The 24,884-nt window shown below is 61.4% G+C and carries 13 protein-coding genes; 2 read left to right on the top strand and 11 right to left on the bottom strand.

All coding sequences use genetic code 11. The features are described from left to right. Nucleotides 1-88: 88 nt before the first annotated feature. The 5 genes from CUJ84_RS35465 to CUJ84_RS35445 all read right to left on the bottom strand — a co-directional run bounded on the left by CUJ84_RS35465 (nt 89) and on the right by CUJ84_RS35445 (nt 15,717). Complete coding sequence (locus CUJ84_RS35465) at nt 89-397, bottom strand: hypothetical protein (protein WP_018067994.1); 309 nt, start codon at nt 395-397, stop codon at nt 89-91. A gap of 67 nt (nt 398-464) precedes the next feature. Further along, nucleotides 465-1,685 carry a GTP-binding protein gene (locus tag CUJ84_RS35460; RefSeq protein ID WP_105010111.1) on the bottom strand — a complete coding sequence of 407 codons (1,221 nt, stop codon included), beginning with the start codon at nt 1,683-1,685 and terminating at the stop codon, nt 465-467. Nucleotides 1,686-1,734: 49 nt separating this feature from the next. Next, entirely contained in the window at nt 1,735-7,038 is a 5,304-nt protein-coding gene (locus tag CUJ84_RS35455; protein WP_105010110.1) for a DUF4082 domain-containing protein, read from the bottom strand. A 357-nt stretch (nt 7,039-7,395) separates the two neighbouring features. Beyond that, complete coding sequence (locus tag CUJ84_RS35450; protein WP_105010290.1) at nt 7,396-8,580, bottom strand: GTP-binding protein; 1,185 nt, start codon at nt 8,578-8,580, stop codon at nt 7,396-7,398. A 102-nt stretch (nt 8,581-8,682) separates the two neighbouring features. Continuing rightward, the gene (locus tag CUJ84_RS35445) at nt 8,683-15,717 is read right to left on the bottom strand and encodes a DUF4082 domain-containing protein (RefSeq protein WP_105010109.1); all 7,035 of its coding nucleotides are present in this window, start codon (nt 15,715-15,717) and stop codon (nt 8,683-8,685) included. Nucleotides 15,718-16,355: 638 nt separating this feature from the next. On the opposite strand from CUJ84_RS35445, the gene CUJ84_RS35440 reads away from it, so the two are divergent. Together CUJ84_RS35440 and CUJ84_RS35435 are read left to right on the top strand one after the other, a co-directional pair. Then, nucleotides 16,356-17,666 (top strand): polysaccharide biosynthesis/export family protein, encoded by a 1,311-nt coding sequence (locus tag CUJ84_RS35440; protein WP_105010108.1) that lies wholly within the window; start codon nt 16,356-16,358, stop codon nt 17,664-17,666. A gap of 80 nt (nt 17,667-17,746) precedes the next feature. Then, nucleotides 17,747-19,255, top strand: coding sequence for an O-antigen translocase (locus tag CUJ84_RS35435; protein WP_105010107.1), 1,509 nt, complete (start codon nt 17,747-17,749; stop codon nt 19,253-19,255). Nucleotides 19,256-19,326: 71 nt separating this feature from the next. Here the strand turns inward: CUJ84_RS35435 and CUJ84_RS35430 are convergent, their stop codons facing one another. Genes CUJ84_RS35430 through CUJ84_RS35405 form a run of 6 tightly spaced genes read right to left on the bottom strand, consistent with a single transcriptional unit; the run spans nt 19,327 to nt 24,858 of the window. After that, nucleotides 19,327-20,544 (bottom strand): DegT/DnrJ/EryC1/StrS family aminotransferase, encoded by a 1,218-nt coding sequence (locus CUJ84_RS35430; protein WP_105010106.1) that lies wholly within the window; start codon nt 20,542-20,544, stop codon nt 19,327-19,329. Next, complete coding sequence (locus tag CUJ84_RS35425) at nt 20,541-21,512, bottom strand: NAD-dependent epimerase/dehydratase family protein (protein ID WP_105010105.1); 972 nt, start codon at nt 21,510-21,512, stop codon at nt 20,541-20,543. Before CUJ84_RS35425 ends, CUJ84_RS35430 begins: the two co-directional genes overlap by 4 nt. Beyond that, complete coding sequence (locus CUJ84_RS35420; RefSeq protein ID WP_027687143.1) at nt 21,509-22,228, bottom strand: acyltransferase; 720 nt, start codon at nt 22,226-22,228, stop codon at nt 21,509-21,511. The genes CUJ84_RS35425 and CUJ84_RS35420 overlap by 4 nt, the downstream gene beginning before the upstream one ends. Continuing rightward, a complete protein-coding gene (locus tag CUJ84_RS35415; protein WP_105010104.1) occupies nt 22,218-23,321 on the bottom strand; it encodes a DegT/DnrJ/EryC1/StrS family aminotransferase in 1,104 nt (367 codons plus the stop codon). The genes CUJ84_RS35420 and CUJ84_RS35415 overlap by 11 nt, the downstream gene beginning before the upstream one ends. Further along, the gene (locus CUJ84_RS35410; RefSeq protein WP_105010103.1) at nt 23,318-24,355 is read right to left on the bottom strand and encodes a Gfo/Idh/MocA family protein; all 1,038 of its coding nucleotides are present in this window, start codon (nt 24,353-24,355) and stop codon (nt 23,318-23,320) included. The genes CUJ84_RS35415 and CUJ84_RS35410 overlap by 4 nt, the downstream gene beginning before the upstream one ends. Further along, complete coding sequence (locus CUJ84_RS35405) at nt 24,352-24,858, bottom strand: acyltransferase (protein ID WP_105010102.1); 507 nt, start codon at nt 24,856-24,858, stop codon at nt 24,352-24,354. The genes CUJ84_RS35410 and CUJ84_RS35405 overlap by 4 nt, the downstream gene beginning before the upstream one ends. Nucleotides 24,859-24,884 lie beyond the last annotated feature (26 nt).

The following is a 24,884-nucleotide window of genomic DNA, read 5'->3' as shown; positions in this document are numbered from 1 at the left end:
GAAACAAAACGAGATCGGGCTTAGTTTCAAACAATCAGAGCGTCCTCTGTGCGTCCCAATGGACGCACAGCGCTCCAGACCCGTCTTCTCAGTTGAAGTTCGGCGAGGCATTCGAAGCGCCGGCCTGCACCGACTGGATATCGGCAGCCGCCGCAGTTGACATATCGCCGATGCGACGGACCGCCCCCGCCTCGACCAACCCGCCAAGCGCCTTCTGCATGAGATCGACCGCATTGGCGAAGGCATCGACCGGCATGATGATGCGCTGGCGGAAAACCGGCTTCGGATTGTTGTTGGCGTCACGATCGGTGGCCGAGAGCGACATCAGGTCGATGCGCACGATCGTTCCCGTGATGGTGATTTCGCCGATGCCATCTGCATAAAGTTCGTTGCTCATTGTTCTCTCCTCTGGTTGATAATCAAAACGTCTTCATCTTAGGGCGCCTTACGTCCATTAGGACGCTCTAACTATTTGAATGTACGTGCTGCCAGGCGGGAAACGGGTCCCGAAGCCCGGCGGCGGTCTGTGGATCGAAGCCCGTCTCCTCACCGGTCAGACAGTCGTCGAGAGCGGTGCGGATTGCGTCTTCGTCGAAGCCGGCGCCGATGAAAACGAGTTCCTGGCGGCGGTCGCCCCAGACCTCGTCCCAATGCCGGTCGATGAGCTGGCGGAACTGCGGATAACGCGGCCATTGCGCCTTCGGCACCGAGGCCCACCAGAACCCCCGGGTGTCGATGCGGTATTGCGTGCCGGCAATCGACAGCAGGCCGATCTCATCAGGCCGGGTCGCCAGCCAGAAATGCCCTTTCGCTCTGATGACGCCGGCCAATGGCTGCCCGAGTATGCGGCTCAGCCGCGCGGGATCGAAGGGCCGGCGGCTGCGATAGACGAAGCTTGTGATGCCGTATTCCTCGGTCTCCGGCACATGATCGCCCCAGCCATAAAGCTCCTTGTGCCAGAGCGGATGGCGGGCGGCCTTGGCCTCGCTGAAGAGGCCGGTATCCATGATCGCGGAAAGCGGCACCTGGCCGAAGACCGCCTCGATGACCTGGGCATCCGGATTGAGCGCCGCAATGACCCGGCGAACCTCGGCTAGGTCGGCGCAGGGCACATCGCCTGCCTTGTTGACAATGACGACATCGGCAAATTCGATCTGCTCGACCAGCAGGTCGACGAGCTTGCGCTCATCGTCCCCGTTACGCCTTTCGCCGCGATCGGCAAGAAACTCGGCGCTCCGGTAATCGGCAAGCAGATTGACCGCATCGACGACGCAGACCATCGTGTCGAGCCTTGCCACGTCGCAAAGGGCTGCCCCGCTTTCGTCGCGGAATGAGAAGGTGGCTGCGACCGGCAGCGGCTCGGCAATGCCGGTGCCCTCGATCAGCAGATAGTCGAAACGGCCGGCAGCGGCGAGCCGGCGCACCTCGTTCAGGAGATCTTCGCGCAGCGTGCAGCAGATGCACCCGTTGGTGAGTTCCACAAGCGTCTCGTCCGTGCGCAGGAGGTCTGCACCCCCTTCGCGCAGGAGATCCGCATCGATGTTGACCTCGCTCATATCGTTGACGATGACAGCAACCCGACGACCCTCCCGATTACTCAGGACATGATTGAGGACCGTCGTCTTCCCGGCGCCGAGAAACCCGGCGAGAACCGTAACCGGCAATCTGTTGTCTGCACGCATCATCGATACTCTCACTCTTTACAGCTTGCTTGGCATTGCATCCTCGTGGGCGTTACGCCGCGAGCTGCGGTTTGAATGCCACGTCCACATAGTAGTTCGTGCTGTTGTAACTGCTCGTCGGGAACAGCCCGCCCGAGCCATAGGCATAAACGCCGTTATTCCCGCCAGGCGCCTTCAGGTCCCCGTTCGTCACGTCGCTGCCGAAGTAATTGCCGGTCGCCGAATAATGGCCGTTGGTCGAGTAGGACACGACATAGGTCGTATCCGCCTGGATCGCGATCTGCTGGGTGAGCTGCGCGGTCTGCCAGCCGCTGGCCGCCTCGTTGTTGAAGGCGACGCTGCCGAGCAGGGTGCCCGAAGCCGTCCACAGATAGCCGCTGTGCGGGCCGGTATTGTCCGTACCCTTGTAAAAGCGGATGGCGGTGATCCAGCCGGCGGCATCGGCCTGGAATTTCATGCCGAGATTGACCGGCTGGTTGTCGTTGACGGAGACGACAGAGGGCGTCGCGTTTGCCGCAAAGAGGTTCTGCTCCGGTCCTGCGGCCGGGTTGTTGACGGTAAGCGCAACCTGCGCCGTCGCCGTGCCGCCCTTGCCGTCCGATATCGCGTAGCTGAAGCTCGCCGGCCCCGCATAACCTGCCGTCGGCGTGAAGGTCACCGTTTGGGCCTGGGCATTCCAGGCGACCGAGCCGTTGACCGCGCCGCTGACGCCGGTAATCGTGAGCGGATCGCCATTGGCGTCGCTGTCGTTTGAAAGCAGCGCCGAGGCCTGGATGGTGATTGGCGTGCCGGTATTGGTCGAGAAACCGCTGTCGTTGGCGGCGACCGGAACCGCATTCTGCGCGCCCTGCTGATAGAGCACGTCGACCCAATAGTTGCTGGCATTGTAGGAGGCGGTAGGGAACAGGCTGCCCGTACCATAGGCATAGACGCCGTTGCCGCCGCTGACCGAACTTGCCGGCGCCGTCAGCGCGCCGCTCGTATGGTCCGTCGTGAAGTAGTTCGCCGTTGCCGAATAGAAGCCGTTGGAATGGTAGCTCGCCACATAGGTGGCGCCGGCCGTGACAGTGATCGGCTGCGTGAAGGAAACTGTCTGCCAGCCGCTCGCCGTCTCGTTGATGAAGGTTGCCTGGCCAAGGAGCTGGCCGCTTGCCGTCCAGAGCGAGCCGACATGCGTGCCGGTATCCTGGGCGCTCTTGTAATAGGTGAGCCCGGTGATCTGGCCGCCGGCGGAAGCGATGAACTTGACGCCGAGTTCGACCGAGCTGGCGTCATTGGCGGCGGCAACCCCCGACGTGTCGGTGCCGGTGAACAGGCTCGAGGGCGCCTCACCCCCGGGCTGTGAATTGACCGCGAGGCTGACGGTGGCCGACGCTGTGCCGCCATATCCATCCGCGATCGAATAGGAGAAGCTTGCCGCACCCGTATAACCCGCCGTCGGGGTGAAAATGACGGACTTGGTCTGGCTGTTGAAGGTCACCGTTCCGTTGACCGCACCATTGACGCCGATGATGCTGAGCGGGTCGCCATCGGCATCGGTGTCGTTTGCAAGCAGGCTGGCTGCGGCAATCGACAGCGCCGTGTTGGAATAGGTGGTGTAGCCATTGTCATTGGCGGCGACCGGCACTGCATTGCTTGTCTGATTGTAGACGACATCCACCCAGTAGTTCGACGACTGGTAGCTGGAGGTCGGGAAACCGGAGCCATCGGCAAAGACGCCGTTGCTGCCGGCAAGCGCCGTCAGCGAGCCGTTACTATGGGCGGTCGTGAAATAGTTTGCCGTCGCCACATAGCTGCCGGTCGTGTGGTAGGAGGCGACATAGGTCGCGCCGGCCAGAATATGCACCGGGTTCGAGAATGTCGCGGTCTGCCAGCCGCTCACCGATCCGCTGCCGGCGAAAGTGACGGTTGCAACCAGCGTGCCGTCGGCCGTCCACAGCGAGCCGGTATGCGAGCCGGTATCGCCGGACGCCTTGTAGAAGCGGATGCCGGTCACCATGCCGCTGGACGAAGCGGAGAACCGCATGCCGAGTTCCAGCGACTGGCCTTCGTTGAAGCTTGCACCCGTCGGCCCTTCGCTTGAGGTGAACAGCGTTTCCCCGGCAGGGCCCTGGTTTACGGTGAGGCTGACATTGCCCTGATCCGTGCCGCCGCGCCCATCCGACAGCGTATAGGTGAAGCTTGCCGGCCCCGAATAATTGTTGGTCGGCGTGAAGGTGACGGTGCCGTTCTGCTTGTTGAGCGTCACCGTGCCGTTGACGGCATTGCCGACGGCCGAAATCGTCATCGCATCGCCATTGGGATCCGTATCGTTTCCGATGAGCGAGGCGATCGAGATGACGACGCTGTCGTTGCGGGTGATGGTTAGTCCCGTGTCGTCGGTCGCAACCGGCGCGCTGTTGGGCCCGGCATCGAAGACCACGTCGACCCAGTAGTTGGTACCGGTGCCGGGGCTCTGGCCGGGGAATGTGCCGGCATTGTCGCCATAGGCATAGACGCCGCCGCCATCGACGGCCTTCAGCGCGCCGCTGGCATAGGGGCTGCCGAAGTAATTCTGGGTGGCGGAGTAGTAGCCGCTGCTGTGATAGGAGGCCACATAGGTTGTGCCGGCGGCAATCTGGATCGGCGAGGAGAATATCACCGTCTGCCAGCCGGAGAGCGATTCATTCACCGATACGCCGGTCGCCAACAGCGTTCCGTTGGCGTTCCAGAGGCTGACGACATGGTCGCCGATATTGTAGAAGCCCTTGTAGAAGCGGATGCCCTGCACGGAACCCGCGGTCGTCGCCTGGAAGCGCAGGCCGAGCTCGACGGAATCGCGATCGATCGCCACTTCGGTCGCCGGCTTTTCCGCCAGCGTCCACAGGCCCTGTGTGACCGGCAGGGTGACGGTGACCTGCTTGCCGGCCGATGGTGCCTCCATATTGACGCTGTCGTCGACGGCCCGTGACGTGATCGTGTAGCTTCCGCTCGCCTGGACGACCCAGTTATAGCTCCAGCTCTCGCGGCCTGACGCCTTGAACCAGTGCTGGCCGCCATCGGTCGAGACTTCTACGCCGGCAATGATGCCGCCGCCGAAATCCTGCGCCGTGCCGGTGATCGTCACATGCTGCCCTTCGAGGAAGCTTGCCCCGACGATCGGCGTGCTGACCGACGAGGTCGGCTTCAGCGTGTCGGTCGATTGGGTGGCGAGGATCAGGCTCGCATCCAACGTGGTCGGCTGAATGCCCATGTCCGCGAACATGTTGACCATCGCCTGCTGTACGTTGCGATCGGTTGACGTGGCCGGACCCTGGTGGTTGTCACTCAGCCCCCAGGACCAGAAGACGGTGCCGGCGCCGAAGACCAGCGCGCCGCTTGCCGCCCGGTACATGGTCAGGCTGTGGGTCGCCACCGCATCGCCGACCGTGGTGCCGTAATCGCGCAGATACGTGCTCACCGAGACCGAGGAGAGCGACAAGTTGATCAGTCCAGCCGGCCGGAAGCCGTTCTCGACGTCGGAATCCCACTCATAGCCGAGCAGGTTCTGCACCAGATTATAGGTCTCGCCTTCATTCAGCTCCGAAACGTCGGTATTGCGCCAGAAGCGCAGGTTCGAATAGTCGTAGGGGATGGTGATCGTATCGGAACGGTAGCTGTCCACCTGGAACATCGTGCCGGTCAGCGCATTCTCCGGCTCCTGCCCCGGGTCGGCATAGCGCGGATCGCGCCAGGTGCCGGTGCCGACATTACTCGGATCCGTGCTCGTGCCCCAGGTTTCCTTGTAGCAGACCATGGTGCGGTAGGCCTGGCCGCTGCCGTCGATGCTGCTTTCCCAGCGGACCTTCCAGTAGCACTCGTTGCCGCTCCAGAAGGCGAGGTTGACGCCGGCATCACGCGCCGCCTCGACATTGGCGCGCTGTTCGGCAGACCAATATTCGTCATGCCCGACGGAGAGATAGGCATCGTGGTTGAGCAGCAGTGCGCCGCTGCGCGCCGCATCGACGCCGGAAATATAGGAAACGTCGTAGCCGTTTTGTTCCAGCCACGAAATGGCGGAGGATTCGACGCCGAAGATGTAGTCGTGCGAGCCGCCGATCGGGCTCGTATTGGTAATGATCGGCCTGTTATAGCTGACCGCCGAGGCCCGGCCGATGGCCTGCAGGCCGCAGCTGCAGTTCGGCGGTAGGTAACCGATCATGTCTGCCGGATCGACAGGCACTTGGCCATAATAGAGGCTGGCGCCGCCCCAGGCATTATAGGCCTGCCATGTCGTGTCGGACGTCTGGAAGACGATATTGCTGGTGGAGGTGTCGTCGCGCACGACGAAAGGAATGATGCTCGCGTCTTCGACGCCGTCCTCGCGCACCAGCTTGGCGAAATAGACGCCGGAGACCGCGTCCGTCGGAATCTGCCAGCTCGCCGAGACCGACCAGTTGCCGCAGTCGATGAGGCCGAGCGACATATCGACGATCGGGTGCGGCTGGATCTGCGCCGTGGTCAGCGATTGTTCGATGGAGCCGACCTTGCGCGCCCCGTCCCCGCCATAATAGCCCATGCGGTAGATATCGATGCGGTAATGGGTGGAATCGGTGGCGATCTTGAAATCGACCGTCTGGCCGATATTCGTGCTGATTTCGCTGGCGAAGCCCTGGATGGTGCCCCCGCCGTCGCCCTCCAGACCCCACTCGCTGATCGGGTTGCCCTGCTTCAGGTTTTCGAGCGCGATCTTGTTGGGCGTCGCCGCAGCCGCGGCCGCCGCCAGCGGTGCCGCCAGTGCCGTCGGAGCCGCAGTCGTCTCGGCAGAAACGTCCTGGCTTGGCTCCACCGAGATGGATGCTATCGACGCCTGAAGGCGCAACGAAGCCGTGTCGAGACTGCTGGAAGAACTGACCGGCGCCACCGTCTTGGCGCTGCCGGTATCGGCGTCGCTGGTAACACCCGTAAGCGTGGGAGCGGCAGGCAGTGTCGCAGCCTCCTCGGAAGGATCCGGGCCAAGCACGGTGCGTTGCGATGGCGAGGAAGCCGTCTGGAAGACCGTCGCAGCCGACGCCGATTTCGTGGAATTATCTTGCGCCCCGCCATCGCCCACAGCCGCCGGCATTGCCGTCGACGATGCAGGGGACGATTGCATGTCGCCTGATGATATCAAGGAAGATGTGACCGTGCCGGTGAAGGAGGATTGGACGGTTGCGCTGCTCTGATTGGCAAAGCTTGGGGAACCATCGGTACTCGTTGAAGATACGACCGTCGCGGATCCAAGGACTGCGCTCCAGGCAGAGGATGCACGACAGATACTCAACGCTCCACCAAATGTACTCAGGTACTCACGATTACTGACATGAATTCTCCGCATTAGCGGCGTCCCCTTCCGCATCGGCCGGCCCTTCGACCGCTATAGAAGACGTTCATTCTGGCACCTTTGCCAAGGGAACGTATGACACCAATCTGGGGTATGTGGGTGGTACCCCCATACGCCGATATGATGACCCCTCACCTCATACCCGACCGACAAGGCCCCAAAGCTGCCTGCGGCTACTGCCAGCGCATGACCCCGAAAATCGGAATCGATTTTTGGAAGGATTTATGCGCCCATTCAAAGTGTTAGAGCGTCCTTAGCGCGTCTGAAAAGACGCGCGGCGCTCTCAGTGGCTGACGCTGGTTGAAAAGGAATTCTGGGCCGGTCCGGCTGGTCAAGCCAGTTGACGCTGGGATTGTCCTGCGCCGCCCCGTGCTACCACGCCGGAAACGGATCTTCGAGGGTCGCCCAGTCGCGCGGATCGGCGCTGGCGAGGCATCCGTCCAGCGCGGTCCGTACAGCTGTCTCGTCCATATCAACGCCGATAAAGACCAATTCCTGCCGGCGGTCGCCCCAAGCGCTGTCCCACCGGCTCTCGAGCTGCTGACGAAACTGCTGATGGCTCGGCCAATCCTGCCGGGGCACGGCTGCCCACCAGAGCCCCATGGGCTCGCAACGCCGCTGCACCCCGGCAGCCGACATCAGGCCCACATGACGCGGGCGCGTGGCAAGCCAGAAATGGCCTTTGGCGCGGATTACCCCCGGCCAGGGCTCGTCCAGGAATGCTCGAAACCGCCTGGGGTCGAAGGGACGCCTCGTGCGATAGACAAAGCTCGATACCCCGTATTCTTCCGTCTCCGGGACATGGTCGCCCGGGCTGTACAGTTCCTTGTGCCACAACGGGTGGGCGGCGGCTTTTGCTTCATCGAAGAGGCCCGTACTGAGGATGGTTGCCAGAGAAACCTTGCCGAAATCCGTCTCCACCTGGCGCGCATCCGGGTTGAGCGCAGCAACTATCTTGCGGACTTCCGCACGGATCTCTTCGGTCGCGTCGGAGATCTTGTTGATCACGACAACATCGGCAAACTCGATCTGATCCACCAGCAGGTCGATGAGTGTGCGCCGGTCCTCACCGTCGCGCTGCAGGCCGCGGTCGGCAAGCAGATCGGCACTGCTGTAGTCGGCTAACAGGTTTGCAGCATCGACCACGGTGACCATTGTGTCGAGGCTGGCAAAATCGGCGAGCGAGACGCCGTTCTCGTCGCGGAAGGAAAAGGTTGCCGCGATAGGGCATGGCTCGGCAATGCCGGTGCCTTCGATCAACAGATAGTCGTATCGCCGCTCTTCGGCCAGTCGTCGTACTTCCGTCAGGAGGTCGTTGCGCAGGGTACAGCATATGCAGCCATTGCTGAGCTCGATCAATGTCTCCGTCGTATGCGACAGGTTGCAGCCGCCGTCTCGAATGAGACTGGCGTCAATGTTCACTTCACTCATATCGTTGACAATGACAGCAACCCGCAGGCCCTGACGGTTATTCAGGACGTGGCTGAGAAGCGTCGTCTTGCCAGCGCCGAGGAAGCCGGCCAGCACGGTTACCGGGAGCCGCTCGATCCTGTTCATCGGCATTCCTTGAATGCGGGCGGTCGAAGCGCCCTTCGCTGCGACCAGCATTTGCGTCGTATGAGCCTCATTCGAAACCGGTCCGTAGCCTTGTCCTTTTCTTCACCCGACGAGCTGCGGCCGGAAGACAACGTCGGCATAGTAATTGGCTGAATCGAAGGAGTTGGTCGGGAAGAGACCTGTGGTGGCGGATCCGCCATACGCATAGACGCCGTTGCCGCCCGCGACGGCACTTGATTGGGCCGTCAACGGACCGTTGGTGACGGCATTAGCGAAGAAGGCATCCGTTGCCACGTAGGCGCCGGTGGTGTGGTAGGAGGCGATATAGTTGGTATTGGCGGCAATCGTGACGGGTGTTGTAAAGTTGACCGTCTGCCAGCCGCTCGCCGTGGTGTTGGCGAAGGTGGCGGTGGCAAGCTTGGTGCCAGTGGTGGTCCACAGATCGACGACGTTCTGGCCGTTGTCGTTGGCGCTGCGATAGAACTTGATGCCCGTGACATCACCGACAACGTTCGACTGGAACTTGACGCCGACCTCGAGCTGCTGACCGTCGTTGAGGTTCGTCTGGGCCGGCGTGCTGGAGGCGTTGAACAGGCTGTAGGTCACAGGCGCCACTGTCGCAGTGATATTGAACGTCTCGTTGGCGGCAAGGCCGCCGAGATCGGTCGCCGTCACCCTGACGCCGTAGGTGCCGGCTGCCGTCGGTGTGCCGGAGAAGGTCCGCGTCGTGGCGTTGAAGGCGAGCCAGGCAGGCAGCGCCGTGCCATCGGCGGCCGTTGCCGAGTAGGTCAGCGTCTCGCCGCTGTCGACATCGGTGAAGGTCGTCGTCGGCAGTACGAAGGAGAAGGCAGAGCCGACGGTGGCGTTCTGAGCGGCCGTCTGGACGGCGAGCACCGGCGCGTCGTTGGCGCCGTGGATGGTGACGGTGAGACTTGCCGTGGCGGTGGCACCGCCAGTGTCACGCATCGTATAGCTGAAGACATCGCTCAGCGTGTTGGTCGACTGCCGCAGGGCCTGGACGGCGGTATTGCTCTCGTTAACGGCATAGGAATAGACGCCCGATGCACTGAGCACGAGACTGCCATAGGTGCCATTCAGCGCCGTGCCGAGCGTGCCTGATGTCGCACCAAAGACGACGGCGGTGACCGTCTTGGTGTCACCGGCATCGGGATCGGTGTCGTTGGTCAGCACGTTGCCGCTGGCAACCACACCACCCGAACCATTGGCGACACCACCCTTCTCGGTCGCATCACCCGCATCGGCAACCGCCGTCGGCGTCGTGTTGCCAGGCGTCGACACGGCGATGTTGAAGCTCTCGTTGGCGGCAAGGCCGCCAAGGTCGGTCGCCGTCACCCTGACACCGTAGGTGCCTGATGTCGTCGGCGTGCCGGAGAAGGTCCTGGTCGAGGCATTGAAGCTCAGCCAGGCAGGCAGCGCCGTGCCGTCGGCAGCCGTTGCCGAATAGGCCAGCGTCTCGGTGCTGTCGACATCGGTGAAGGTCGTGGTCGGCAGTACGAAGGAGAAGGCAGAGCCGACGGTGGCATTCTGGGCGGCCGTCTGGACGGCGAGCACCGGCGCATCGTTGGCGCCGTGGATGGTGACGGTGAGACTTGCCGTGGCGGTGGCGCCGGCGGTATCGCGCATCGTATAGCTGAAGACATCGCTCAGCGTGTTGGTCGACTGCCGCAGGGCCTGGACGGCGGCATTGGTCTCGTTGACGGCATAGGAATAGACGCCCGATGCACTGAGCACGAGACTGCCATAGGTGCCATTCAGTGCCGAACCGAGCGTGCCGGTTGTGGCGCCGAAGCGGATCGCCGTCACCGTCTTGGTGTCACCGGCATCCGCATCGGTGTCGTTGGTCAGCACGTTGCCACTGGCAACCACCCCACCCGAACCGTTGGCGACCCCGCCCTTCTCGGTCGCATCACCCGCATCGGCAACCGCCGTCGGCGTCGTGTTCGCGGTCGACGGGCGGAAGACCACGTCGGCAAAATAATTGCCAGCATTGTAGGTGGCATTTGGGAAAATGCCCGTGGTGACGGATCCGCCATACGCATAGACACCGTTGCCGCCGGCGACGGCACTTGACTGAGCTGTCAGCGGACCGCTGGTGACGGCGGTTGTATAAAAATTGTCAGTTGCCACGTAGGCGCCGGTGGTGTGGTAGGAGGCGATATAGTTGGTATTGGCGGCAATCGTGACGGGTGTTGTAAAGTTGACCGTCTGCCAGCCGCTCGCCGTGGTGTTGGCGAAGGTGGCGGTGGCAAGCTTGGTGCCAGTGGTGGTCCACAGATCGACGACGTTCTGGCCGTTGTCGTTGGCGCTGCGATAGAACTTGATGCCCGTGACATCACCGACAACGTTCGACTGGAACTTGACGCCGACCTCGAGCTGCTGACCGTCGTTGAGGTTCGTCTGGGCCGGCGTGCTGGAGGCGTTGAACAGGCTGTAGGTCACAGGCGCCACTGTCGCAGTGATATTGAACGTCTCGTTGGCGGCAAGGCCGCCGAGATCGGTCGCCGTCACCCTGACGCCGTAGGTGCCGGCTGCCGTCGGTGTGCCGGAGAAGGTCCGCGTCGTGGCGTTGAAGGCGAGCCAGGCAGGCAGCGCCGTGCCATCGGCGGCCGTTGCCGAGTAGGTCAGCGTCTCGCCGCTGTCGACATCGGTGAAGGTCGTCGTCGGCAGTACGAAGGAGAAGGCAGAGCCGACGGTGGCGTTCTGAGCGGCCGTCTGGACGGCGAGCACCGGCGCGTCGTTGGCGCCGTGGATGGTGACGGTGAGACTTGCCGTGGCGGTGGCACCGCCAGTGTCACGCATCGTATAGCTGAAGACATCGCTCAGCGTGTTGGTCGACTGCCGCAGGGCCTGGACGGCGGTATTGCTCTCGTTAACGGCATAGGAATAGACGCCCGATGCACTGAGCACGAGACTGCCATAGGTGCCATTCAGCGCCGTGCCGAGCGTGCCTGATGTCGCACCAAAGACGACGGCGGTGACCGTCTTGGTGTCACCGGCATCGGGATCGGTGTCGTTGGTCAGCACGTTGCCGCTGGCAACCACACCACCCGAACCATTGGCGACACCACCCTTCTCGGTCGCATCACCCGCATCGGCAACCGCCGTCGGCGTCGTGTTGCCAGGCGTCGACACGGCGATGTTGAAGCTCTCGTTGGCGGCAAGGCCGCCAAGGTCGGTCGCCGTCACCCTGACACCGTAGGTGCCTGATGTCGTCGGCGTGCCGGAGAAGGTCCTGGTCGAGGCATTGAAGCTCAGCCAGGCAGGCAGCGCCGTGCCGTCGGCAGCCGTTGCCGAATAGGCCAGCGTCTCGGTGCTGTCGACATCGGTGAAGGTCGTGGTCGGCAGTACGAAGGAGAAGGCAGAGCCGACGGTGGCATTCTGGGCGGCCGTCTGGACGGCGAGCACCGGCGCATCGTTGGCGCCGTGGATGGTGACGGTGAGACTTGCCGTGGCGGTGGCGCCGGCGGTATCGCGCATCGTATAGCTGAAGACATCGCTCAGCGTGTTGGTCGACTGCCGCAGGGCCTGGACGGCGGCATTGGTCTCGTTGACGGCATAGGAATAGACGCCCGATGCACTGAGCACGAGACTGCCATAGGTGCCATTCAGTGCCGAACCGAGCGTGCCGGTTGTGGCGCCGAAGCGGATCGCCGTCACCGTCTTGGTGTCACCGGCATCCGCATCGGTGTCGTTGGTCAGCACGTTGCCACTGGCAACCACCCCACCCGAACCGTTGGCGACCCCGCCCTTCTCGGTCGCATCACCCGCATCGGCAACCGCCGTCGGCGTCGTGTTCGAGCCCGGCGTGGTAAACATCACATCGACCCAATAGTTCGTCGACTGGAAGGTGCTTGTGGGGTACAGGCTGGCGCTGCCATAGGTGTATACGCCGTTGCCGCTGGCCGGCGCCGTCAGCGGCCCACTCGTCACATTGGAGACGAAGTAGTTGGCGGTTGTCGAGTAATTACCGGTATTGGTGTGATAGGACGCGGTGTAGGTCTGTCCGGCCGTCAGTGACACCGGACTAGTGAAATAGGCCATCTGCCAGCCACTGGCGGACTCGTTCGTGAAGGTTAGGGTCGCAAGCCGCGTACCGGTGCTCGACCATAATGAACCGGTATGCGTGCCCGTATCCTGGCTGCCCTTGTAGAAACGAATGCCGGTGACGGTGCCGGCCAGAGAGGTCTGGAATTTGACCCCGAGCTCAACGGCTGAGGTATCGCCGGTGTTGACGACCGCTGGCGTCGCCGAACCGAAGAGAGATGTGTAAGTGGGTCCGGTGACGGTGACCGTTCGCCCGGCCGAGGGTGTTTCGAGGTTGATGTTATCGTCGACGGCGCGGGACAGGATCGTGTAGCTACCGGCGACCTGCGGCGACCAGCTATAGGTCCAGTTCTCATCACCTGTCGCCGGATGCCAGCTCGCCCCGTTGTCGGTGGAAACCTCGACGCCGGCGATGACCCCGCCGCCCGTATCGGCAGCGGTGCCCGTAATCGTCACGGTGGATCCAACGGTCGCTGTCGCGGGTACCGTAATGACGGAGGTCGGTGCAACATGGTCCGTGGAACCAGTCGTGGCGACAAGGCCGGATTGCAGTGTTCCCGGCTGAATGCCCATGTCGGCAAGCAAATTGACCATTGCCTGCTGTACGCGGGGATCGGTTGGGGTCGCCTGGTTGTCGTGATTGTCGCTGAGACCCCATGTCCAGTAGACCGTGCCGGCCCCGAACACCAGCGCACCGCTGGGCGCACGATAAAGCGTCAGATTATGGGTCGCGGTCGCATTGCCGGTCGTGTTTCCGTAGTCGAGCAAGTAAGTGCTGACCGGAAGCGTCGTCGACGACAGCTTCACCAGGCCCGCGGGATCGAAGCCGTTGTCAACCGCTTCGTCCCATTCGTAACCAAGATAGTTCTTGGTGAGTGTTGCCGTCTGGCCAGGCTGAAGATTGGCGACGCTCGTATTGCGCCAGAAGCGCAGGTTGGCGTCGTCATATCCGACCGTGATCGCGGCGAGATTGTTGCCGACATCGTCGACCTTGAACAACTGTCCAGTCAGTGAGTTTTCCGGGTTTCCGCCGCCGATAGCAGGTGGGCTGAGACGCGGATCGCGGAATGTGCCCGTCCATTGGTTGGTGGGGTCGATGCTGGCGCTAGGCGACCATGTCTCCTTGTAGGAGATGAGGGTCCGATAAGGCGTGCCGTCGGCGCTGTAGGCATTGCCCCAACGGGTGCGCCAATAGACCTCGTTGCCGCTCCAGAACATCAGATTGACGCCCGCATCGCGCGCGGCTTCGACATTGGTCCTCTGCTGTCCCGACCAGTATTCGTCGTGCCCGGCATCGATATAGGTCTTGTGATTGAGCAGGAGACTGCCATAGCGGTCGACGTCGACGCCCGACATATAGGAGACGTCATAACCGTTCTGTTCCAGCCAGTAGATCCCCGCATATTCGGCGCCGAACAGATAGTCCTGCGGGCCGGCATAGGTGCCGACCCCACCGCGGGTCGCAATCGGCCTGTTGTAGCTGACCGCATAGGCGCGACCAGCGCCCTGGCCCGTCGCCGGGCCGTTGCCGCCGTAGAAGTTTGCGCCACCCCAGCCGTTGTAAGCTTGCCAGGTCTCGTCTGCGGTCTGGAAGACAATGTCGCTGTGGCTGGCATCGTCGCGCACGATGAACGGGATTTGATTTTCGCCAGAGGTGCCATCCTGGCGCACGAGCTTGGCGATGTAGACGCCTGAGACGGCATCATCAGGTACGGTCCACGAAGCCGAGACCGCCCAGTTGCCGGCATCGACCGTGCCGGTCGTAGCATTGCGCAACGGATTTGGTTGATTCTGCAATCCGGTATGCTGCATGGTCGCGACCTTGCGCGCGCCCATGCCGCCATAATAGCCGAGCCGATAGATATCGATCCGGTAGTTAGTGGAATTGGTATTGATCTTGAAGCTGATCGTCTTGCCGTTGTCGACGCTGATGTCGGTCGCAAACCCTTCAATGTTGGTGCTGCCGGCACCGTCGATGCCCCACTCGCTCTCCGGATTGCCCTGCTTCTGGTTTTCCAGCACGATCGCGTTGCTGGCCGCCGCCGCAGCGGCCGCCAGATTTTGCGTCGTCAACGACCGCTGCGCAGAAGGTTGAGGCGGCGTCGTCACCGAGCCGGAAAGGGTGCCGACACCCTTCGTGGTGGTGCCCTTTCCGGTCTCTCCGCCGCCGGGCAACGATCCGTTCAAGATCGTCGAATCCGTCCACGTTGCGATCCCGCGCCAGCCCGAGAGCGGGGACAAATCACGGTCGAGAAGCGGATCGCTGACCGAAGCGCCGATGGCCCGCTTGATCGTCTCCACATAGTCCGGCCCTTCGGTCAGCCTTGTTCCCGGCAACTGACCATCTTGCTGAAGCAAGGCGCCGCCATGGGCCCAATCGAGAATCCGCGTGGGGGAGGTAAAGTAGCCGCATCCGCACACACCAAAGGGCATGCCAAACGCCAGTGAATTAACGCCAGCCTGGTGCGTAGTCGCCTGCGCTGATGGGCTCGATTCGAGAATGACGACCTTGCCCGAGTGAGCACGCTCGCCCGTCACCGCAGCAGAATCTTGCCCCGAAGCTGTCGGTGCAGGGCTTTGCGGCAGATACGCAGCGAGTGGATCGTCGCCTATGAGGCTCATTCCAGCGTAGGTGCGATAAAGGGACGATTGAGCCCCGAATGCAACTCCGTTCGCATTTCGCCCGAGACCTGCAAAACCAGGCGTGTGGGCGGGCAACACAGACGCGGCAGTCTCACCGCTTCGCACCCCCGCCTCGCGACTTGTTGCGAAAGCGTCGGGCAAGGGCGGCGATACGCGGGTGATATTGGCCCGATCGTCCGGGTCGTCGATCACGCTCACTCTATGTTCAGAGTCATGCTCGTTGAGCGCCGCGTTGTTGTGGGGATTGTCGACAAGGGTACCGTATTGGTTTCCATCCGCAGTTTGCACGGATGCCGCAAGTTGAGCACTGTCCTCGTGCCTTTCTGCAGGCTTGCGCGGCCTTCCCTTGCCGCCGACGGTCAGCCATGCGGGAATCAACGAATCCACCAGGAGTGAGCGCGAGGTCCACCGACGAGCGTTGCGATACATGGCAGGCACCTCCGCGAGATTATCAGGATCGAATCTATGAGGACCGCTCGATACGCGGCCCTGAATTGTAGTCGAAAAATGAGAGAGTATATGCTACGTCTTTCGCTCTACAGGCGGCATCCTTTGGGCAACCGGCCGTGTTGGACGCTCACGTGATGGATAAGACAAGCCAAGATTCGCCGCTTGCTGTGCAAGGCTTGAAGCCTCCTAGGCGGCTGAGATGGCGGCGTATTCAGTCGTCAAGATCTGGCACGAGAAGGGCCTTGTGCCGCACCGCTGGCGCGGCTTCGAGTTGTCGAACGAAAGGCGGCGACGCCGGTCAATATCGTCGTCCGGCAAAATTGGCGATGCGAGCATAAAGGCTCTGCCGCGGGGGATTGCGGTTCTTCGAGGCTAGCGCGCCCGAGGCGATGCCTCTGTGTCGCGCCGAAGATATGTGTTTCTGCTCGATTTAGGCTTAAGCATCCTCCCCACCTCATCAATTGTGATTAGGCAAAGTAAACGACCTCCACCTTCCTCAAGGCTTCGCCAGACTGCACACTAGCGATCTGGTTTCGGGCTTGGCGTCCGGCGTTCGAACAGCGCTTAAGGCATTGGACCAGCGTCCGTTGAAGGATGTTTTGAAGGCGAGACATGTAATGAATCTATCGCACCGAGCCCCTCACCCGTTCTTTCGCGCCACGTTTGTCATCAGTGCGCTCGCCTTTCTTGCCGGAGCTGTGTCGCCGGCTCTCGCCGATAGCGCCTCTTTGGCTCCACAAACGAAAATCCGCCTGACGATCGTCCAATGGATGCCGTCCAAGGGCCAGTTTGAGCGATGGGATGCGATTGGCGGCGAATATACGGTTTCGGATGCAGGTGAAGTCTCCCTGCCCTTTCTGGGGTCACTGCCAGTTGGAAATCTGGACAATGCGAGCCTCACCAACGAGATTGCCAAGCGCCTTCAGGCAAAGATGGGTTTGGCCCAGACACCTGCGGTGACCATCGACATTATCGACTATCCGTCTATTTACGTCGTCGGAGACGTGATGGCGCCGGGAGAATATAAGTTTCACTCCGGCCTCAGCGTCCTGCAATCCCTGGCCATGAGCGGCGGCCCGTTGCGGGCGCCGGCACAGCAGCGATCGCAGACGATCACTCTTGTCGGCAACTTACGGGAAATCGACCATTCGCTGCTGCGCAGCTCGGCAAAGCTCGCGCGTCTGCAAACGGAAATGGCCGGCGCGAAGGAGATCGTCTTCGATCAGCCGCCGGCTGCCGATCGGCAATATGCCGAGAGTCTCTACCAGGAGGAGCGGGTCATTTTTCAGGCTCGTGCAAACGCGCTGGACAAGCAGTCGGTGGCTCTCGCCGAATTGCGCAATCTCTTGACGGCGGAAATCGATACACTGGAAGAAAAGCTGAAAGGCTCGGATGACAATATCCATTCGGTCGAAGAGCAACTGACGAGCGTGAAGACGCTGGTCCAGAAGGGCCTCACGATCACTTCACGCCAGATGGATCTGGAACGATTGCTCACCACCTATCGCTCCGACCGGCTCGACCTCGTGACGGCCATCATGCGGGGCCGCCAGGCGATCAACGAGACGACGCGCAATCTCGAGGGACTTTCTGACACTCGCCGGAGCGAGATCGCTTCCGAAGTGCAGGCGGAAAAGGCCAATCTCGATCAGCTCAAATTGAAGCGCGACACCACGCAACAACTGCTTCTCGGAGAACTGTCGACCGGCACTAACGTGAATAACCGCGATGAAGAACTGCCGCTGACCTTCAGCGTGAGCCGGCGGGACAAGGGACAAGTCGATCAATTCCAGGCCTCCGAAACGACGGAACTGGCGCCGGGCGACGTGGTCAGGGTAACCCAGCCCGGTCTCACGGATGCGCCGTCCGAAGACGCCGCTGCGGTGCCTGTTCAGACAGAGGCGCATGTCAGTCAGGTAAGCCGGTGATCCGCAAAATGCATGTGCTGCAATCGACCCTGCGGCGGGCGATTGAACGCCAGCACGGAATAAACGGCTAGGGGCATCCGATGACTTTGCGCATGACCCCACCCAGCAGCCAGACCTACACCCAGATCCTCAAATCGACGATGTTGATGGGCGGGTCTTCGCTGGTCAACGTCGCACTCAGCATTGTCAGAAACAAAGCCATGGCTGTTCTGCTCGGGCCGGAAGGCGTGGGACTGATGGGCCTTTACGGGTCGATCCTCGATATCGCGCAGGCGATTGCCGGGCTTGGCGTGGGCAGCAGTGGCGTGCGCCAGATTGCCGAAGCTGCGGGCACCGACGACGCAGAAATGATCGCACGATCAGCAACAGTGCTGAGACGCATATCGATAGTGCTCGGATTGCTTGGTGCGCTCCTTCTCGCCGCGTTGGCATTCCCGGTCTCAAATTTCACTTTCGGCGACTACCAGCATGCCGGTGGCATTGCATTGCTATCGCTGGCAATCTTCTTTCGCCTGGTCTCTGCAGGGCAGACTGCATTGATCCAGGGCCTGCGCGGCATTGCCGATCTTGCTCGTATCAACGTGCTTGCCGGGCTTATCGGCACAGCTGTCAGCATCCCGCTGATCTATCTGTTCGGCCTGCAGGCGATCGCGCCGTCCCTCGTTGTGATTGCGGCTGCCTCAATCCTCCCGACCTGGTGGTACAGCCGGCGGATCTGCCCGCATCCCTCGCCAATGCCTACGCGCCAGTTCGGTCGGGAAGTGTCGGCACTGCTCAGGCTCGGCTTCGTCTTCATGGCAAGCGGGCTTCTGACCTTCGGCGCAGCTTATGCCATCCGGCTCATCGTGCTGAAGGAGGGCGGCGTCATGGCGGCTGGATTGTACCAGGCGGCCTGGGGCCTTGGCGGTCTCTATGCCGGCTTCATCCTGCAGGCGATGGGAACGGATTTTTATCCGCGCCTGACTGCGGCAGCCGAGAACAATGCCGAATGCAATCGGCTGGTCAATGAACAGGCGGAAATCAGCATGCTGCTCGCTGGTCCCGGCCTGCTCGGCACCTTGACGCTTGCGCCGCTCATGATGAGCCTGTTCTATTCGGCGGAATTTCATGGGGCAGTCGATCTTCTGCGCTGGATCTGCCTTGGAATGATGCTGAGGATTATTTCCTGGCCGATGGGTTTCATCGTCGTGGCGAAGCGTACCCAGGCGATTTTCTTCTGGACGGAGGTTGCGGCGGCAGTCGTGCATGTAGGGCTTGCCTGGCTCTTCGTATCGCTGCTCGGTACGCAAGGAGCCGGTATGGCGTTTTTTGGCCTCTATGTCTGGCACAGCATCCTGATCTATGTGATCGTGCGGAAGCTGACCGGTTTTCGCTGGTCCGCCGCCAATCGCAGACACGGGCTGCTTTTCTTGCCCGCATCGGGACTGGTATTCCTGATGTTCTCGATTTTGCCGCTATGGGCGGCGACGATGATTGGCTTCGCCGCCGTCGCTCTCTGCGGGCTCTATTCCCTGCGCATGCTGATCGACCTGCTTCCACCGGAGTCGGTGCCAGCAACCATCCGCGGATGGATCACGAAATCAGCATAACGAAGAATGCGCGCATCCGGAGATACGCGCATTCTTCGTTATGCTGATTGTTACGTCAGGCAAATGCGGGTTCAGGCGACAGCGATATCCATGGCACGTTGCACGCTGGCGGCTTCGACGGTCGCTTCCGCAAGGGCTGCGCGAAGGGCCTCAACAACCCGGTCCATGTCAGACACGGTCATCTGGGCATAAAGCGGCAGGATTATCGTTTGCTGCTGCGCAGATACGCTTCGCATCAGGCTCGTGGCAGCGCGGTGGGAGCTCTCACCGGAATAGGCTCCCTCCAGATGAATGTTCATCACACCACGCCGGGTCGAGATACCCTGATCGAGCAGGGTCTGCATGACGGCCCGCTGGTCGACCGTATCGGGCAATCTCACACAGAAGCTCTGCCAATTGCTGCGAGCCCAGCGCGGCTCGGCCGGCAGAGAAAGTCCGGCAATCGTCGACAGACGTTCGCAATATTGCTCGGCAATCAGTCTGCGCTGGGCAACCAGCTCCGGCAGCCGCCGCAACTGCTCGCGTCCGACGGCCGCCTGAAGATCGGTCATCCGGTAATTGTAACCCAACTCGTCATAGTCTTCGAAGATGACCTGTTTCGAGCCGTGACGAACGGCATCGGTGACGCTCATGCCATGCTGGCGCCAGAGCCGGAACTTCCGGTCATATTCGGGATTGGCCGTCGTCAACATGCCGCCATCGCCCGTCGTGACGACCTTCCTTGGGTGGAAGGAGAAGCAGGCAATGTCGCCATGCGCTTTGCCGATCTTTTCCCAACGGCCGTCCCACAGGATTTCGCTTCCAGTCGCACAGGCTGCATCCTCGATGACCGGTATCTGGTGGCGCTTGCCGATCTCCACGATGGCGCGGAGATCGCAAGGCATGCCGAGTTGATGCACGCAGAGAATTGCCCTGGTGCGAGGCGTGATTGCCCTTTCGATCAGACTGGCTTCGATGTTGTAACCATCTTCTTCGACATCGACAAAGACAGGCAGCGCATCACAGTACCGCACCGCGTTTGCGGTCGCGATGAAAGAATGGCTGACCGTGACGACTTCATCACCGGCGGATACACCGACCGCCTTCAGGGCCAGATGCAACGCGGTCGTGCAATTGGACATGGCGCAAGCGTGCGCGGCGCCCACAAAGGCAGCGAATTCACGCTCGAAAGCCGCGACTTCCGGCCCCTGCGTCACCCATCCCGACAGAATAACGCGGCGCGCAGCCTCAGCCTCTTCCTCCCCGAGGACCGGTTTGGCGACCGGAATTGTGGATTGAGATGAGCTCATGCTGCCTGCCCCCCTGCGTCGGTCTGCGTTTGCCACCAGGCAACGAGATCACGAAGCCCTTGCTCCATGGAGATCTCCGCCTTGAAGCCGAGGAGCCGTTCGGCCTTGCTGATATCGGCAAGGCGACGGGTTACGCCGTTGACTGTGCGGGCCTCTTTGTGCTGCGGTTCGAGTGAGGAACCCATAATGTCGCTCAGCATCTTCGCGAGTTCCAGCAGGCTTATTTCCTTGCCGCTCGCGACGTTGAACACTTCGTCCGTGACATCGCTTTTGGCGGCCAGAATGTTTGCGCGGGCGATGTCGCGTGCATCGACGAAGTCCATCGTCTGGCTACCATCGCCATAGATGAGGGGCGGCATTCCGGCCACCAGACGTTCCATCCAACGGATCAGAACTTCCGTATAGGCGCCGTAAACGTCCATGCGCGGCCCATAGACGTTGAAGTAACGGAGCGCGACATAGCGCAGGCCGTACATCTCCGCAAAGCTACGCATCAGCCCCTCGTTGAATGTTTTCGCCGCGCCGTAGATCGTCCGGTTATTGTACGGATGATGTTCTTCGGTCGTTGGAAAATTCTCGGCAAGCCCCAGAACCGAGGCGGAAGAGGCAGCAACGACCTTCGATACGCCCGCCTTGACGGCGGCTTCGAGAACGTTGAACGTGCCCTCCGCAAGGACATCGAAAGCCAGCCGTGGCTCTTCGGCGCATTGCGTGATGCGGATGGCGGCCTGATGAAAGACGATGTCGACGCCTTCGAAGACTTTTGCCAGAAGCGCTCTGTCGCGGATATCTCCGTCGATGATCTTAACAGGCGCGCTTGATATCGCCGAGCTGAGATTGTCCCGGCGCCCGCGCACGAAATTGTCGAGGACGATGATCTCGCGAGGTTTTTCCAAAGCGACAAGATCGGCAATATGCGAGCCGATCAGACCGGCACCGCCGGTAATGAGCACCCGTTTGTCTCTCATGATCTTCCCTCACGCAACATGTTCGTCATCGGATCATTATCCGAACGCCAACGTATGAATTTCGCAGGTACACCTGCGGCGACTGAGTACGGCTCGACGTCGGAAACGACAACTGCCCCCGCTCCGACGATCGCCCCCTTCCCGATGGTCACGCCGGGAAGAATGGTCGCATTCGTTCCGATGTCGGCCTCTGCACAGATGCGTACCGGCTTGATTTCAAGATCCGTGCGAATGATCGGCACATCCAAGGGCAGTGCCGTGTGGGTCGAGCCAAGTACCTTGGCGCCAGGTCCCCACCCGACAGAATCCTCGATCACGAGATCGCGAGCGTCGAAATAGGCCATCGGCCCGATCCAGACATTATCGCCGATCTTGCATCGGCCGTCGAAGCGACCCTGGATATAGGCCTGAGCCCCGATGAACACCCCATTGCCGATGTCGAACGTCTCGGGATGTTTGAAACCGGCGCCGCCTGCAACCTGCAACCCTGTGCCACAGCTCCGCGCGATGGCTTGCCAGATGGCTTTTCGCATCAGAGTATCGATGACACCGTCACCGGTCGCGAAACGACCGTAGAGCTCAATCAGGCCAGCGTGCCCGTATGACTGCCTGAGTTCTTCGGCCAGCCCGGCCTGGTAGGCAGGGTCCGCCGGCTTTTCATGACGGCCATGGACCGCCTGCACGATCCGGGCCGTGCCCGCACCATCAGCTGACATAGGCGTTCTCCAGCGCGGCGGCCACCTGGTCGACGTGCCACGCCGGCATCTCGGGATAGATCGGCAGCGAGAGGACCTCCCGTGCGGCGGCTTCCGAGATTGGGAAATCGCCGGCCTTGTAAGCAAGGTCGGCATGGGCCTTCTGCAGATGAACTGGGATCGGATAGTGCAGCCCAGACTGAATGCCCTCTTCGCTCAGTACGCGCTGAAGCTGGTCGCGATCGCGGCTTCTGATAGCATAGACGTGATAGACGTGGCGCCGGTCGGCGATTTCGACAGGCGCCCTCAGATTCGCCGAACCGCCAAGCAGCAACGAGTAGCGGCGTCCGTGGGCGCGCCGCGCTTCGGTCCAGGCTTCGAGATGCTGGAGCTTGATGCGCAGGATCGCGCCCTGAATGGCATCCATGCGGTAGTTGAAGCCCTTCAGCAGATGGTGATAGCGCTGTTCCTGACCCCAGTCGCGCAGCATGCGCATCGTCTTGGCCTGATCGTCGCTGTTCGTGACGGCGATACCCCCCTCGCCGCAGGCGCCGAGATTTTTGCCGGGATAGAAGCTGAAGCAGCCGGATGTGCCGATGCTGCCGGCGCGCGCGCCTTTGTATTGCGCTCCGTGCGCCTGGCAAGCGTCCTCGATGACCGGTATCCGGTGGTGGTCAGCAATCGCTTTGATCGCGTCCATATCCGCCATCTGACCGTAGAGATGGACGGGAATAATGGCCTTGGTTCGGGGTGTAATCTTTGCTTCGAGTTGCGCCGGATCCATCGTGAGCGTCACAGGCTCGACATCGACGAATACCGGTCGTGCACCTGCGTAACAGATCGCAGATACGGTTGCGACGAAGGTAAAAGGCACCGTGATGACTTCGTCGCCGGGCCCGACGCCTGCCGCGAGAAGCGACAGATGCAGGGCACTCGTCCCGGTGTTGACGGCTATCGCATGTTTGACGTTGCAATAGTCCGCGAATTCCCGCTCGAGGCGAGCGACCTCCTCGCCCAGTATGTATTGCCCCGAGGCCAGGACACCGAGCACGGCGGCGTCGATTTCGCTCTTGATGGATTGATATTGTGCCTTGAGGTCCAGGAACGGGATCATGCAATGCGCCTCGCCTCTTCAAGCTCGATGATACGACCGCGCTGGGCGAGCGATCGGCTTGCGGCTTCAAGGATGCGAACGACCCGCAGCCCGGCTTGGCCATCCGTAATGGGCCGCGAATTTTGCTCGATGCAATCGACGAACTGATCCAGTTCGCGTTTCAACGCCTCGGTCATATCGAGCTTGGGCGCCCACATGTCGCCGCTGCGGTAGCCGACCATCATCTGATGCACCTTCTCGCCATATGCATCGGAATTGGGGCACATGGTGATGCCCTTGTCATAGACCTTGATCTTTTCGCTGGGCTCCAGATCGTCATAGACGATCATCTTGCTGCTGCCGCCGATCAGCGTCCGGCGCACCTTGACCGGCGCCAGCCAATTGACGTGGATATGTGCAATGAGCTTGCTCTCGAAGAAGAGCGTCAGATAGGCGATGTTCTCCGGCTCGCCGAGTACATGGCTCATGCCCGTCGCAGAAACAGCCACCGGCCTTTCCTGCAGGACATGATCCAGGATGGACAGGTCGTGCACCGCGAGATCCCAGATGACGCTGACATCGTGCTGGAAGAGCCCCAGATTGACCCGGACGGAGTCGTAGTAATACATGTCCCCCAGGCCGCTTTCGACCAGTTCGCGCATCTTGCGGACGGCGCCGGTATGGACGAAGGTATGATCCACGGCCAGCACGAGGCGTCGGCGCGCGGCTTCTTCGACCATCCGCGAGGCTTCCTCCGTCGTCGAAGCCATCGGCTTTTCGACGAAGACATGCTTTCCGGCCATCATAGCCTGCATTGCGAGCTTGAAATGGGTGAAGACCGGCGTCGCGATAGCGATGGCATCCACTCTCGGATCGCGCAGAACCTCCTCGAAATCAGCGGTGATCGTCACTGCGGGGTAGCGGCTTTTGACAGCCGCCAACCGTTCGACATTGAGATCACAGACTGAAATGAGCTGCGCGCCGGTCGCTTCCGAGATGTTACGAACCAGATTCGGACCCCAGTACCCATACCCAACAACGGCGATACCGATCATTGCACTTCTCCCAACGCTTGCATGTTGACTGATCGGTCATGAACGCGACCGATGATCCTGGCCGGAACGCCGACAACAATGGCGCCGTCGGGCACATCCTTGGTTACAACCGCGCCGGCGCCGACCTGTGCGGCTTCTCCGATGATGACGCCAGGCAGAATGGTGGCGTTGCTGCCAATCGACGCGTGGCGCTTGACCAGAGTAGGGATGACAGCCCAGTCGGCTTCGGTCTGCAGGCTGCCATCCGCATTGACGGCGCGCGGGTATGTGTCGTTCGTAAACATGACCCCGTGGCCTATGAACACGCCGTCTTCCAGCGTCACGCCCTCACAGAGGAAGGAATGGCTGGAGATCTTGCAGTCTTTTCCGACGATGACGTTCTTCTGAATCTCGACGAAGGTGCCGATGCGCGTTCCTGCCCCGATCGTGCAGCCGTATAGATTCACAAGATCTCGATGGTGGATGACGCAGCCGTCATCCAGCTTGACGTTTGATGCAATCATCCCTGCAAAGCCCCTACTCCTGAACA

The organism is Rhizobium leguminosarum (assembly GCF_002953715.1).
Classification (GTDB): domain Bacteria; phylum Pseudomonadota; class Alphaproteobacteria; order Rhizobiales; family Rhizobiaceae; genus Rhizobium; species Rhizobium leguminosarum_V.
This window is presented reverse-complemented; position numbering and strand designations above follow the sequence as displayed.